Origin of the sequence: Evansella sp. AB-rgal1 (genome assembly GCF_041820985.1) — a bacterium.
Lineage (GTDB): Bacteria > Bacillota > Bacilli > Bacillales > Salisediminibacteriaceae > Evansella.
The window spans coordinates 89754-104584 of sequence record NZ_JBGUAU010000005.1; the positions used below are offsets into that span (position 1 = coordinate 89754).

General features: G+C 38.0%; 9 protein-coding genes. 1 reads left to right on the top strand and 8 read right to left on the bottom strand.

Annotated elements, in window-relative coordinates:
- Positions 1–119 precede the first annotated feature (119 nt).
- Positions 120–410: an HPr family phosphocarrier protein gene (locus ACERII_RS05550; protein WP_373640662.1), complete on the top strand. Its 291-nt coding sequence runs from the start codon at positions 120–122 to the stop codon at positions 408–410.
- Positions 411–1157: 747 nt separating this feature from the next.
- On the opposite strand, the gene ACERII_RS05555 is transcribed toward ACERII_RS05550, so the two are convergent.
- The 8 genes from ACERII_RS05555 to ACERII_RS05590 all read right to left on the bottom strand — a co-directional run bounded on the left by ACERII_RS05555 (position 1158) and on the right by ACERII_RS05590 (position 14470).
- Positions 1158–1328, bottom strand: coding sequence for a hypothetical protein (locus tag ACERII_RS05555; protein ID WP_373640664.1), 171 nt, complete (start codon positions 1326–1328; stop codon positions 1158–1160).
- Between the two features lie 465 nt (positions 1329–1793).
- Positions 1794–1973: a hypothetical protein gene (locus ACERII_RS05560; RefSeq protein WP_373640665.1), complete on the bottom strand. Its 180-nt coding sequence runs from the start codon at positions 1971–1973 to the stop codon at positions 1794–1796.
- A 434-nt stretch (positions 1974–2407) separates the two neighbouring features.
- Positions 2408–3322 carry a glycine betaine ABC transporter substrate-binding protein gene (locus ACERII_RS05565; protein WP_373640666.1) on the bottom strand — a complete coding sequence of 305 codons (915 nt, stop codon included), beginning with the start codon at positions 3320–3322 and terminating at the stop codon, positions 2408–2410.
- A 17-nt stretch (positions 3323–3339) separates the two neighbouring features.
- A complete protein-coding gene (locus ACERII_RS05570; protein WP_373640826.1) occupies positions 3340–3978 on the bottom strand; it encodes an ABC transporter permease in 639 nt (212 codons plus the stop codon).
- A gap of 9 nt (positions 3979–3987) precedes the next feature.
- Positions 3988–4962: an ABC transporter ATP-binding protein gene (locus ACERII_RS05575; RefSeq protein ID WP_373640668.1), complete on the bottom strand. Its 975-nt coding sequence runs from the start codon at positions 4960–4962 to the stop codon at positions 3988–3990.
- Positions 4963–5439: 477 nt separating this feature from the next.
- Entirely contained in the window at positions 5440–6885 is a 1446-nt protein-coding gene (locus ACERII_RS05580) for an RNA-guided endonuclease TnpB family protein (RefSeq protein ID WP_373640827.1), read from the bottom strand.
- Between the two features lie 201 nt (positions 6886–7086).
- The gene (locus ACERII_RS05585) at positions 7087–7425 is read right to left on the bottom strand and encodes a hypothetical protein (RefSeq protein ID WP_373640670.1); all 339 of its coding nucleotides are present in this window, start codon (positions 7423–7425) and stop codon (positions 7087–7089) included.
- 235 nt (positions 7426–7660) lie between these two features.
- Positions 7661–14470 carry an immunoglobulin-like domain-containing protein gene (locus tag ACERII_RS05590; protein ID WP_373640671.1) on the bottom strand — a complete coding sequence of 2270 codons (6810 nt, stop codon included), beginning with the start codon at positions 14468–14470 and terminating at the stop codon, positions 7661–7663.
- Positions 14471–14831: the final 361 nt, after the last annotated feature.

The following is a 14831-nucleotide window of genomic DNA, read 5'->3' on the forward strand; positions in this document are numbered from 1 at the left end:
CACATTTACATACACCGTTACAAGAAATGTGTATGATTTTTATAACAATTCATATTGTCATGACAATAATGGCTCCTAACCTAAATTTGAACATCTTAGATAATAAGGAGGTATATAGAATGGAAATTAAGAAGAGTTTTTGCGTTCGAGAAGGAATGTTTACTGTACAGAATATATTAGAATTAATCCAGATAAATAGTTCTTTTGATTGTGAAGTGAGTGTAAAAAGGAAAGAGAAAATAATCAATGCGAAAAGCATCCTAGGAACGATGAACCTCTTTATCTATTTACGATCTGGAGAAGAGTTTACAATTATTCTCGATGGTGAAGATGCAAAATATGCGGAACAACAAATCACTACATTTTTCGAAAAACAAAGTACCGGAACCACCATTCTGTCTCTTGGATGAAGAAGGGACGCTGGAAATAAAAGACCACTGAAAAAGCACCATTTGCCTTTTCAGTGGTTTGTTTGAATCACCTTTCGAAATAAATTTACTCTACTACTTTCTCTAAATAAATACAGGCTATTCTTGACCATTTTATCGTTTTAATAACCATTTAGACATGCGTTGTTCCACTTCTATATCTTCCCTTCCTCACCACCCTGTTTCCAGTTCTAAATAATCCATGGTGTATCGGATTTACATACAAGGTACAAAACGGCAAAACACAGACATATTGAATGCAAAATCACACTTCTTTCACAACTAGAATCACAGTATCATTCGCATATTAAAAATTGCATGAAGAATCAGTTCTTCGTGACATTGTTTTCATATTTGCATATCGAGCTAACTGGCCGTTAGTTGAAGAAGGAAAAATAAATTAGGGCGATTATCCACTGGATAAATCTAAAACCCAATAAAATATTTAAAACAATTATTATAGCGAATTTTATGTTCCTCCAAACAGATATCTTTTCCGTCTTTCTTGCTCTTATTTCTAAGATAAGCAAAGTGAATGCCAAGAAAAAAAGAAAGATAGAACTAATAAATAAATAATTTAATTCTTGCAAAAAAATCATCCCTCCCTCTTTTAATGATTTATATGAAGTTAACAAAGACCACATAGCTCTTAAGTCATTAATCTCTCCGTTAGTTTCACAAAAGCTTGTATTACGATCGCACCCGTTTGTTCAATATGAAACCCAAAACTTATGGAACCATTAACATAATAAAAGTGGAGAGACCAATAATTAGCATTGTTGAGGCAAAAATCTTATCAGAACCTACATCTTCGTTATTCTTTATTTTTATGGCAATTTTAACGCACAGATTGAAAAATACTACCGCAGTAATGACACTTATAATCAAAAAAATAAACATATCCAAACCACCCATCTCTCTATAGACGTATTGCACTATCCAAACGATATAGTTAAATAAAAAAGGTTCTCCTTGTTGAAGAATTCTCTCCGTTTCTTCAAGTTTACCACTTCACAAACTGGTATATTAGTTCCCTTTATTTTAACATAAATATCCAATTCCAACTCTTTCACAGTAAATTTCACCTGGATAATCACATCAAAATCACAAGAAGAATATATTTATTTCCACCTATGGGAATTGGTGTGTGAATTACTTGGTGATTTTACGTCTGTTTAACAATAAAACGTCGATATAACAACAAAAAAACACAGCTGATTTCACAGCAAACTGTGTGAAATCGCATGTGTCTTTGCTTGCGGATGGCTTATTTGCACCTCTGAAGTAGACGAGGCAATGGTGTTTTTCACTTCTTACCAGAACTACCAAGTAAGCAGTCGATGCAGTTTCAGTAATAATAACTAATTATGCCAACGGAATTACTTCCGCTTCCCCTTTTATGATTATTTTTGATGGTTCCTTCTTATCAATTCTTTTTATCGTTGTCACAATCCCTCTCTTTCCATTTGGCAAAATAACAACACTGCCCAAACCTACCCCGAATGTATCCAGTTCTAAAGTAAATTCATGGATTTCTTTGATCATTTTTTTCTCTCTCCTTCTTTCTCTACTTATTAAATGTATAGATGGAGAAACGAAAAATAGAACATGATACCGTGGAAGTTCTCGCGCTTCCTTCTCTTTTCGAATTCATTTTCCGTGATACTACTATAATCTTCAGATACAAACTACCCTTACCTGGAAGCAGTGGGGACGGTTCTCACTGCTTCCTTCGGGTTCAGAAGTAAACAGTGACGGAATATCAATTGTACATATCAATGATTCCTTCCCTCTAACGCCTTTCCTCGGCTCTCCTATAAATTCCTTCCAGCTTCTGATGTCTACGATCACGGTGTTTTTATCAGCTTGATGTTTTTTCACATCAGATATAGTAGATAGATAGTTCCTTTGCACGTGAAAAAGCTCACTAGAAAAACAAAGGCAACCAGATCGAACCTGGCTGCCTTCTCATTGTCCTTTTAATTATTATCAATTAACCCCTTGGATACAAGAAATTCTCTCGCAACCACATCGTACACATCCCCATCAATATCCACTCTCGCGTTCATTTGCTGCATTTCCTCTTCGGAAATTTGTCCAGCCAACCCATTCAACGCTTCCCTCAGATTTGGGTAGTCCTCGAATAATTGTTGTCTCGCCACAATCGCCGCGTCATAACGAGGGAAGAAACCTAAATCATCCTCCGTTGTTTGCAAATTGTATCGCTCGATTCGCCCGTCCGTTGTAAAGGCCGGTATCACATCCACATCTCCCTGCACTAACGCCTGATACATGATGTTAGGATCAAAGCTTTCTTTTACCGGAAAAACAAAGCCGTACGCTTCTGCAAAAGCGTCATATCCATCTCCTTGGCGTTCATAAAAGGCGTGCGGTGCTCCGAAGGACAGGTTTTCTGATAACTCAGCTATGTCTGTGTACGTTGCAGCTTCAAAATCTGCTTCTTCTGTATAAGCAAGTGTATAATTGTTTTCAAAACCTAATGGCTCTAACCAAGTTGCCTCGAATCGTTCTTCATATCCAGCTCTTACTCGTTCCAAAATACTTTCACTAGACTCCCCAGCTTCTGCCTGCTCACCAAGTACTGCTTCCAATCCAGTTCCAGTATATTCCACATACAAATCAATTTCTCCATTTTCCAATGCAGGAGTGAGAATTGCCACTTCCCCTAGGCCATCCTGTAAATCTACTGTGTAAACCGTCGTTTCCTCAATATAAATCGCAAGTACCTGAGAGAGAATATATTGCTCCGTCCAGTTTTTCCCAGAAACAACAATAGGCTCATTCGAAGCTTCTCCCCCTTGATCATTGTTTCCCCCACATGCGGCTAGAATTGCGACGATCATAAACAGTATGAAAAATAACTTCGTTCTCATTCTCATCTTCTCCTCTATTAAGATTTTATTCCTTTCGGTGTTACTTTCTTCTCTATCATCTTTAAAATATAGTCAAAAAACAATGCCATGAATGCTACAGGGATCGCTCCTGCCAAGACGAGACTATTATTCCAGGATTGAAGACCTCTCCAAATCACATCGCCTAATCCCCCCGCACCTACAAACGTCGCAAGGGTTGCTACTCCAACCGTTAATACCGTCGCTGTTCGTATTCCTGCCATAAGAAACGGTAAAGCAAGGGGCAACTGTATTTTCCATAAAATCTGACTTTTGGTCATCCCCATTCCTTCTCCCGCTTCCATAATCCCTTCATCTACTCCCGTTAACCCTGTGTATGTATTTCGAAGTATAGGTAGCAACGCGTAAATTATAAGTGCTACCAAAGCAGTCTTTATTCCGATTCCTAAAATTGGTACAAGAAAACCAAAAAGAGCGAGGCTGGGTATTGTTTGAAGGACCGCAGTAATGCCTATGTAAAACTCAGCCACCTTTTTTTTGCGAGAAATATAGATTCCAAGGGGTAACGATATACAGGTGGCAATGAGGATGGCTAAGAAAGATATGTATAAATGCTCCATTGTTCGTTCGATAATTAAATCCTGCCTCGTTACGATCGTATCCCAAAAAATTTGAATGGCCTCCACCTATTTCCCCCCCGTTTCCACACCCGCAAGCTCCTGGAGCAATTGGTTTTTCTGGAGTCTTCCCACTGGTTTCCCAGAGTTGTCCGTTATGATGAGCGACTCGCTGTTTTGTGCGAGCATCACACGAGCTACTTCCTGTAACGAAGCATCCTGAGATAGTGAAGGTAAATCACTTTCTTCTCGGCCTTCTTTCCATGGAGTCATGATGGTTTCTGCTCGATGTAATTTTCGATTTTGTATACTTTGTTGAATTCGTTCCTCTCCAATAAACGAGGAGACAAAATCATTTATTGGTTTCTCAAGCAATGTTTTTGGAGTGGCAACCTGCTGAATACTTCCTGCCTTCATGATGATCACTTCGTCTGCAATTTTCAACGCCTCGTCCATATCATGCGTGACAAAAACAATGGTTTTATGTATGTTCTTCTGCAGTATCTTTAACTCATCCTGAAGCTGTTCCCTACTAATAGGATCAAGGGCGCTAAAAGGCTCATCCATTAAAATGATAGGAGGTTCACCAGCTAACGCTCGAATAACCCCAATTCGTTGCTGTTGTCCACCACTTAACTCTAATGGATACTTTTTTTTATATATACTAGGATCAAGACCTACCATATCAAGTAAGTCATCTACTTTTTTCTGGTAAACTTCTTTTTTCCAGCCTTTTAGCTTCGGTACGAGTGAGACATTTTCCTCAATGGTCATGTGAGGAAGTAGCCCAATCCGCTGAATCACATATCCGATATTGCGACGAAGCTCGACAGCATTTTCCCGGGAAATATCTTTTCCGTCAATGGAAATGGTACCTGACGTGACGGGAATAAGCTTATTTATCATCTTCATCGTCGTCGTTTTTCCACAACCACTAGGACCGATCAACGTAACTAAATTACCCTTCTTTACCGTAAAAGAAACATCATCCACAGCAACTGTATCATCCCCATACTTCTTCGTAACATTCTCGAACGTAATCAACACACTCACCTCCATTTTTCGCTTTTTAGTATTTCCATTTTAGTAATAGGCAGACTCATAAGTCAAACAGGAAGCAGTGGGGACGGTTCTCGTTGCTTCCTTCAGGAGACGAATTAAACGGTATACTATAGTCGTTCGAGGACATTATTTTCACCGTTCCCTTTCTATCCAGACGCATTCTCTTCAATCTCATAATATTGGGTACACATAAACAAACAGCCGACCTAGATGATCGACTGTTAATTTTCATATATTCATTTGTCGTTTCATCTATCTTGGATTCTGATACTCCCACACCTAAAGCAGTGGGGTTCTAATCTACTTACACACTTCTCCCATACTCTCACTGGAAGTACTAGAACTCATCCAATTACAACATAAAGGAACTCATGTATGTTCAATTAGACTTCTACAACCAAAGAAACCTCTGTTTCTATTAACGGTTGTTTCGGCTCGTATCTAAACCGAAGGAAAGCTTTAGACACCCATGCTAATGGGTGGTGTTTTCACCTTCTTTACTCTCTGTATCTCTAAATCATGCAGTATTTTAAATGTAGGAAAACCCTGTTCACACAAACTCTTATCTATTTCTTCTCCGTTTTCTTTACAGTTCATCAACAAAAAGGCAGAGTATAGATCACGTTGAATCTGAAAATCACCAAAATCATTCCAACGTTGATGTAGTTTTTTCTTCTCGTATGTATCGGTTATATGGTTGTATTGACTTGCTTTTATTCGCGTTGTATTTACCTTGTTTAGTCTTTTGTTCTTGTATGTTAGTTTACGATGGATGATTTGAAGCAATAACGAAGGTGCACGATGACCAATGATTTTTCCGAATCGTTTCTTTTTCCTAAACTTCCCTTTTTTATTTATTGCTGTTTCTTTCGCTCTTCTTTGAAGTGCTTTGAAACTCATCGTCTCCACAAATAGGACATCACCTAGAGATAGGATTTCCTTGGCAAGTAGTTGGTGATCCTGCTTTCTTTTGGCTTTATTTCGTCTCTGCCATTCTTTTGCTTGTTTTTTCTTTTTTTGGTATCGTTTCGAAAAGATCCATCTATCCTTATTACTTGATTCAATGGTGCCGTCCTCTTTGTATTTCAAAGGATTCATCGCTCTTTTACTTCGATCCATTGCACGCTGAATATTTCTTATTCTTTTACTTATCTCCGAAACATTGGGTGCCAACTCTGTTAATATGACTTTGTTTTCAGAACAAACCGCCACCGTAGATGTCCCTATATCAATACCAACTCGTTTATCAATACAATCTGTTTGCTTCTTTTCCCTGGAATTGGATTTCTCTGGAGGAACACCTTCCAAAATGAGTTGTACGTAGTATACAAAGTTATTTTTAACCCATTCTCGTTTTACTCTCACAAATTTCACTTTATTTTTCAATGCAGACTTCACATACTCGTTATTTTTCTTTACCACTGTCCGTAAGACCAGACCGTTCCATAAAACATTCCCATCTCTGTATCGAATACCCGTTGAATTGGATTTTCCTTCGACGGACTCTAATTCGTCATACTTTTTAAAGTGCACTTGTTTTGCTTGCTTATATAGTACTTTTTCAAAAGCCTTGAATGCCCTTGTGGCTATTTTTTGACTCGTGAATGCGTCTATATTTTGTTTGTACGTATGTTGCATAGGTTTGACAAATTCATGGAGAGAATACTCGACCAAACCGAACTCCTTGTTTAACTCGGAAAACAACCTATTTCTTTCTTTTCCCTTCGGCATTTTACAAATGCTTCGATACCTTTTCGACTGTTGTAGCGTTCTGTACCTCTTGTACAATTCACTTAAACAAGCATTATACATCTTTCTACAGATTTCAAATCTAGTAGCTAATGTATGTTCTTGGTACTTTTCTGTTTTCAATCGAAGTGTTAGAACATAACTTAGAGTTTTCATTTTAGCCAACGTATTCACCTCGTTTCCTTGTACCTATCATACCAAAATAGAACGTATATTCGCAATAATGATAAAAATAAAAAGTCGAACAATTGATATATCTAAAAATATACCTTGTTCGACCTCACTATCATCCCACCCCTGAAGGAGTGGGCTTTCTCGTTCGGGAAGTTCTGTAAGAAGCCGAAAAATCCGATAAAGTTAGTTATTTGAAAGTTGTCTAGTTAATCGCTCTATGTTTCTTTCATTTTCCACCGTTTTTGCCCAAGTAATTTCTTGATCCATCCTCAACAATTCAAGTTTTCCCATCACTTCTGCATGTTGTTGTTTTTCTTTCGTTTCTTTTATATACGGCATTTCAGTTTTTATTAATGACATTTCCGTCTTTTTCATTGTTCTATCTGCTTTTATTGCAGCCATGTCTGCTTTAATTTCTATCATATCTTCTTTCAACGTATCCACACTTTTCTGTATATGTCCTACCATGGAGATTAATTGAGTAAGCATTCCTTCAAACCGATTCATTTGCTCGTCACTCATCAAAAATAACCTCCTTTTAAAAGATTACTCTACCTTTCTATCACGTTTACTATACAAAAAAGTACATGCTAGTAGCATAAGTTGTTATGTTAGGAAGGAAAAAATTAAGCAGAGGAAAGGTAAAGAGATTTAATAGGAAGGTTTCACAGCTATACGAAGTTCGTTAGACTCTGTTTTTCACAACCAAAGCAACGGTTCCTTTGGTGAATTTCACCTTAGGAACCGTCTCTATGAACTAATTGTTAATTGTTATGCATCGGATTCTTTTTCTACCAAAATAGGTTACTAGCCCGCCAACGAGTAAGACAACTCCAATTAGTAAGAATAAAGAAAGGTTCGTTGCTGTTAGTGGAAGTTCCATATCTTTATCTTTTGCTTTGTCATTATCTTTATCTCCTGGTGGTGATGTGTCTCCTCCATCTCCCGGTGGTGATGTGTCTCCTCCATCTCCTGGTGATGGTGTGTCTCCTCCATCTCCCGGTGGTGGCGTTTCTCCTCCATCTCCCGGTGGTGATGTATCATCTCCGTCTCCCGGTGGTGGTGTGTCTCCTCCATCTCCTGGTGGTGGTGTGTCTCCTCCATCTCCTGGTGGTGGCGTTTCTCCTCCATCTCCTGGTGGTGGCGTTTCTCCTCCATCTCCCGGTGGTGGTGTTTCTCCTCCATCTCCCGGTGGTGGCGTTTCTCCCCCATCTCCTGGTGGTGAATCTTCTTGTACGCTTACTACACTAACTGCCATTAACCCACCATCAACTGTTGCGACAGTGATATATACTTTACCAGTTGCTAGAGCTATCACTTTTCCATCCTGATCTACTTCTGCAACATCTTCATTACTAGTAGACCAGACTACCTCTTTATTTACTGCATCTTCAGGAGTTACAGTTGCAGTCAATTTCACTTCTTCCCCTACTAGGAGATCCACTGATTCCAGATCAAGTATCACTTCACTAGCATGAATATCAGAGCTTGGTTCTTCCACACGTGGAAGATTTGCTTGAAGATTCGTATATTCTTCCCCTGTAATTGGTACAACTGATCCATGTCGATATCCTGCTGGGAAGCTATAGTTGGCTGGAACTGTCCATTCTCCAGAATCTAGATCTGTTGTTTCTAATGGAACATATCCCCTTTGAGCAAACTCATCTACGAATAAATACCATTTTTCTTCTGTATTTGATTTAAAGACGACTGGTCCTTCTGTATGACCTACATGTGGACGACCTACCCCTTCTTTGATAAGTTCAAAGTCGCCAAAGATCGAATCCCCAACTTCTTGGAAAATATATTTTCCGTTTGGTGCAGATGATGAGTTGTTTCTTTCATCTTTGGAGAAACGATAGATTTTTCCATCATGTTCGATCATCGTTGTATCAATCACAGAGTATCCATAGTCTATATAGACTTCTGGGTCCGTAAATGTATAGAAATCTCTTGTTTTTGTAGCTACCATTCTGTGATGAGTTGCACCAGAATTTCTTTGCGCTTCATTTTCATATAATTTAGAAGCCCAGAATACTACATATTCACCAGTCGTGTGATCATAGAATATTTCTGGCGCCCATGTATTTCCAGCTTCAGGTGGAGCAACCTCAACCATTCGTTGTTCGGACCAATTTACTAGATCATTAGATTCCCAAACCATAATAGATCTACTTCCATTAGTTTGTGCCCTGTGCCAATCTCCATTTCCGTGGATTTTTAAGTCCGTTGCAATCATATAGAACTTATCACCCTCGGGGGAACGAATAATGAACGCATCTCTTAATCCCTGTTCTCCCAATTGTGAAACAATCAACGGCTGATTATTATTCAATGCTGTGTAATTTAAAGGGTCATTGCCATTACTTAACGCGAAGTAAATTTGTTCCCCATCTGCACGACCTTCTCCTCTCATATAGCTGGAGAAATATGCTTCATACTCTGCATCTTCTGGGAGTTCTTTTACATTTGCTATGAACGCCTTCGAAATCGTTTCATTGTTCAAAGTGATAAATGCCATTAATTTAACTGTTGTGTCACCGCTTCCGTGAGCTGGACGAGTGACTTCTCCAGTTGGAGTAATAATGGAATCATCTTCAGATTTCCATGTTATTGATGAACCCTTCTCACCAGAGGTTTTCAATGTTAAATTACCTCTTACATCGTTGATATTGTGAACAACTAACGTTCTTGCATCATTTATTATAGCTTCTGCATCCGTCGGTCTTCTTAAAACAGTAACCGTGAAGTCCTTCGTTACAGTACCTACTCCATCCGTGATAGTAAGTGTAATGACAACTTCTTGATTTCCTTCTTCATATGATGGTCTTGTCACTTTCCCTTCATTTGTGATTAAGGACTCATTGGTAGATTCCCAAATAAATGTTGTATTAAATGGACCAGTAGCAGAGAAGGATAAATCTCTTGTAATTTCATCCTTGCTATCATTTCCATTAATAAAGTCTGAGTAATCAACTTGGTTAGCAACATGTTCAAGCATAAAACCATCTAATTCAGAAATTTTCACAGTAATATCTTCATATAAACCTTGCACATCTGATGCTGATAATGCATCATTGTATACTTGGAAGTCTGCAACCATTCCTCCAAAGAATGGATCAGCAGAATAGAATGATCTTCCAATGAATCCACTTCTACCATTTGTGTTATTGATTTCTTCTAATGTGTAACCTCTAGTGGAATCTGTACCAACTTCTACACCGTCAATATAGAGTGATAATGTTTCCTCTTGACCATTCATAACTGCAGTAACAAGTTTCCAATCACCAGAATCTAGTGAACCGATTGAGGCATTAACCCCTGCCTCATTCTGCCAGCTTGTAATTCCTAATCCAAGTCTTGCAGAACCGTTACCAGAGTTTCTTCTTGGCGTAGTAAACAAATACTTGTTATTATCTTGTCCTAAAGCAAAAATCCACTCTGCAGCGTTATTACCTTTCCAGTTTACTAAGGAAGAAACAGTTACACTTTCTAAACCATCAAGAACTCCTTGTGGCATTCTAATATAGGATGAAGTAGTTCCACCTTCAAAACTAATCGCTCCTACATTGTCTCCATTTATCCATTGTGCATTCTGTGGATTCATCCACGTGCCATCAAAATTACCAGTAGCATCAACAACAGTTGAACCATCCACATTGTTCATGTCATAGTGGAGGATTAATTCTTTACCCGTTGGTTCATCAATGGGTGGAGTATAATCTTCATTAGCTAATTCAATAATTTCCTCACTTGATAATGCTCGATTGTAAATTTGGAAGTCATCAAACATTCCATTAAAGAGATTGTGAGAATCTCTTCTAGATTTCCCCAAAAAGTTCATTGTCGTTTCTAACAACATTCTCGGTTCCATATTGTAAACCGAACTCCTAGAAACTTCTGCTCCATTCACATACATAACGGCATCAAATCCATCAATCGTGATGGCTACGTGTTGCCATTGACTTGTAGAGATTCTTGGAGCGCGTAACGCATACTTATAGTTACTTCCCAGAAGTGTATTTTCATTTGCAAACTTCTCGGTAAAAGGCGTAACAATTGCAAATTCTAAGATACCAGAATCACCTTGCGTACTTAAATACATCGTATTTCGGTTAACAAGACGACCTGTTTCAGAAGAAAAATCAAAAATACGTTGATTCGTTTGGTTACCCTTTACCTTTACCCAAGTAGACATTGTCATGCTCTCTAGATTCAAATCTTGAATAAGATTCTCAGGTAACTCTACATATCCAGTAGAACCGTCTAGATCAACTGCTCCAGCCGAAGAACCAATTATATCTTCTGTAACAATCTCGGCACCACCTTTTAATATCGCATCAAATCCGTTGCCAGATACATCCTTCACTGTTGTACCATCCATATGTTCTGGATTAAAAGTGTATCTAACTACCGGACCTTCCGATTGTTCTGGTCCTGGAACTGCATATCGATCGTGGATTGCATCATATTCGTCACGAGTAATCGGAATTACCGTACCGTGACGCGGTCCAGGTGGTAATGCAAATTCCGAAGATGGTAAAAGATTATTTACAAATTGTTGTCCATCTTCTAAATCTGTTGTATAACGAACATGATAAGGCCATGAATCTAAGAACAAATACCACTTATCTTCATGCAAATCCTTAAACACTGTTTGCCCCTCGTTATTACCTTGGTGACCAATTAGACCCCGATTTCCATCGCGTGTTCCTGGAATTGTTTCAAATTGGAACCCGTTTTCCTCAATACCATCAGCATCGTAGAAAATATGTGGAGCTTTTTCGTAATAAACTCTCATGTTTACTTCACTCTTCGTAAAGCGATAAAGAGTATCGTCGTGCTCTATAAAAGTCGTATCAATTGTAGGGAATCCTTCATCGATAAATACTTTCGGCTCAGAGAAAGTATGGAAATCTCTTGTAGTTGCATAGTACATTACGTTGTATTGTCCTGCTGGTCTTCCGTTAGGATAGTGTCCGTAAGTATCTTCATTTTTCATAGAAGATGCCCAGAAAACAACATAATCACCAGTGTTTTTATCATAGAAAGCTTCTGGAGCCCAAGTGTTTCCACCATTTTCAGGGGCAACTTTCGCCATTCTTTGTTCGCTCCAATTAACCAAGTCGTCTGACTCCCAAATCATGAGATAATGACTTCCAGTAATTTGAGCTTGGTCAAAGTTATGACTTTCTCCCATTTTTAGATCCGTTGCCAGCATATAAAACTTATCACCTTCTGGGGAACGAATAATAAATGGATCACGTAACCCTTCTTCTCCCATGTGAGATTGAATAACAGATTCACCGTTATTTAAAGCTCTCCACATAAGTGGATTTTCTGCAGTTGCGAAGGATATCTCTTCTCCACCTTCATATTCTCCAGTAAAATACGAGAAGAAATAGGCATCATATTCCAACTCACCGGGATCTTCCAGTACTGTAACATCAAATGTTCTTACAACTTCATCCGTACCGTAAGAAACAGTTGCAGTTAGAGTAACCTCTGTATCCACAGCAGGTCGAGTAACCCAGCCAAGTTGTTGGATGTCAACTCCAGCTTGTTCCGTCCCTTTAATAATTTCTGGTTTTGAAGACTCCCAAGTAATGGAAGATCCCTCTTCCCCGACAGTCAAAAGTCTGAGATTTCCTTTTATTTGATCTTGGTTATAGATGACAAGTCTTTCCGCATCTAACGTAACTCTTTGCTCATCTGAAAATTCCTTCAAAACAATAACACTGAATACTCTTTCCACTGTTAGCCCTTCATAAGAAAGAGTAGCTGTTAAGTCAACAACTTCATCATTTGCATCAGCTGACGGGCGAGTAACTTTTCCATCATTTGTAATAACATCTGGATTACTTGATCTCCAAGATACGACAACCCCATGTTTTCCAGTTGATGGTAAAACTATATTTCTAGTAATCTTATCAATGCTCTCATCACTTTCAGATAAATAATCAGCGACATTAAGTGAATCTCTAGCGTCATTAATTACTAGTTCACCAATTTTATCTACCTTTGTAACAGTGTTGTTATATACTTCTCCTACTTCCTCTTCGGTTAATGCTCCATTAAATACACGGAAGTCTGCTACCATTCCTTGGAAATAAGGATCATTTCCAAAGATTGATTTCCCAATAAAACCAGAAAAACTTGCTGATGAGTCAATAATATTTTCTATTTTTTTGTTTCCTGCTGATCCTGTTACTACCTGTTCACCGTTAACATATAACGACATCGTATTGGAAGAATCTTTGAATACTAACGTAACTACTTCCCATGTTCTAGCTTGTAAGCTAGACGAACCTCTTAAGAGTGTCTCTCCTCTCCAACCACCTTCAGAAATCCCTGTAGCTACTACGTTACTATTATCAATACCGTGACGTGGAGTTACAAATAAGTAACTATTGCCGTATTCAATGTCGCTATCTACTCTTCCTAGCCCGAATATCCAACGGTTTTGGCCATCATTTTCCCAATTTACAAGTGCTGAAACAGTTACATCTTCAAGGTCATGTAATAGATCTTCTCCGTTTGATCCTTTCGGAATTTCAATATATCCACTATTAGAGCTTCCTCCATTAAAACCAACGTAACCTACATCATTATTCTTCACAAGTTGCCCATTATGTGGGTTTCTAAAAATACCGTCAAAGGTAACATTACTACCTGAAACATCCTTTACAACCACTTGCCCGTTTTCCTCAGCCGTTGTTTTCATATCGTAGTGAAGAATTATATCCGCATTAGTAAATGCCGGTGGTTCTGGAAGAACAACTTCCCCTTCGATGTATTGTACTCGTAAGTCAGCCTCTTCTTTTAACTCAAGAATCTCACCCTCTGAGAGAGCCCTGTTGTGAATTTGAAAATCAGCGACTTTGCCACCAAAGTGAGGATCATTATTATAAAAAGATCTTCCAATGTAGCCACTAGCTCCACCTTGATTTTTTATATCAGCTACTGTTAAACCATTTGTAGGCCCGCTACCTACTAGTTCTCCATCGATATATAATTTCAATGTTTCATCAGACTCTGATAATACAGTGGTTACTAGTTTCCAATCATTTTGTGAAAATGTAGCTGTTCTTGCAGTTGTTTCATTTCTCCAAGCGTCTGATGCAATTCCAAAACGTGCTGAATTATCTGTATTATACCTCGGTGTAAAATAAAGATATCTATGGTCATTTTGTCCTAAAGCAAATAGCCATTCAGCAGCGTTGTTTCCACCCCAATTTACTAATGTTGAGATTGTTACATCTGTTACATCATTTAATACTCCTTCGGGTATTGTTATGTAGGAATCAGTTTGTCCACCTGGAAAACTAACATAACCATATCCGTGATCTTGTACTACTTCCGCTTGACTTATATTAACAATTTCTCCGTGATAACTGTTTACAGTATCAAAAACTGTTGCACCATCCACATTCTTAAAATCATAATGTAATATTTTGCTGACGTCTTCCGCAATGGATAACACTGGTAATGCGGCAGAAACTGTGTTAAATCCCATGAGGAATACTAAAAATAATGACATGATTTTTAATTTTCTTTTTCTTTTCATCCTATCCTCTCCTTTTACATTTTTTTAAGTTTAAAAACTCCCCTCCCTCTAAGTCGCCATAAATTATTAAACATGTGTATCAACATGTTTAATGTAAACACTAATTCTGACTTCACCTGAATGTTACTTTAAATTTTAAAGCGCTTTCAAAAAATCTGTAATAAAATAATTTATGATAAAAATATGTTTTGTTTTGATTTTTATAATAATGCTAGAATAATTGTGTTTTTTTTCGATATTATTATATTTTCTTTTTATATTTCTTCAATTATTTTTGAGTTAAAGCCAATAAATTAGCCACGTAGATAGAACCAACTGAGTACAACATAAAACCAAGTGCACAAGTTTAAATGTGCACTTG

Excerpts from the sequence above, each read along its gene's own strand:
- ACERII_RS05590 (WP_373640671.1), bottom strand. The coding sequence starts at position 14,470 with ATGAAAAGAAAAAGAAAATTAAAAATCATGTCATTATTTTTAGTATTC.
- ACERII_RS05550 (WP_373640662.1), top strand. The coding sequence starts at position 120 with ATGGAAATTAAGAAGAGTTTTTGCGTTCGAGAAGGAATGTTTACTGTA.
- ACERII_RS05585 (WP_373640670.1), bottom strand. The coding sequence starts at position 7,425 with ATGAGTGACGAGCAAATGAATCGGTTTGAAGGAATGCTTACTCAATTA.
- ACERII_RS05560 (WP_373640665.1), bottom strand. The coding sequence starts at position 1,973 with ATGATCAAAGAAATCCATGAATTTACTTTAGAACTGGATACATTCGGG.
- ACERII_RS05565 (WP_373640666.1), bottom strand. The coding sequence starts at position 3,322 with ATGAGAACGAAGTTATTTTTCATACTGTTTATGATCGTCGCAATTCTA.
- ACERII_RS05555 (WP_373640664.1), bottom strand. The coding sequence starts at position 1,328 with ATGTTTATTTTTTTGATTATAAGTGTCATTACTGCGGTAGTATTTTTC.
- ACERII_RS05580 (WP_373640827.1), bottom strand. The coding sequence starts at position 6,885 with ATGAAAACTCTAAGTTATGTTCTAACACTTCGATTGAAAACAGAAAAG.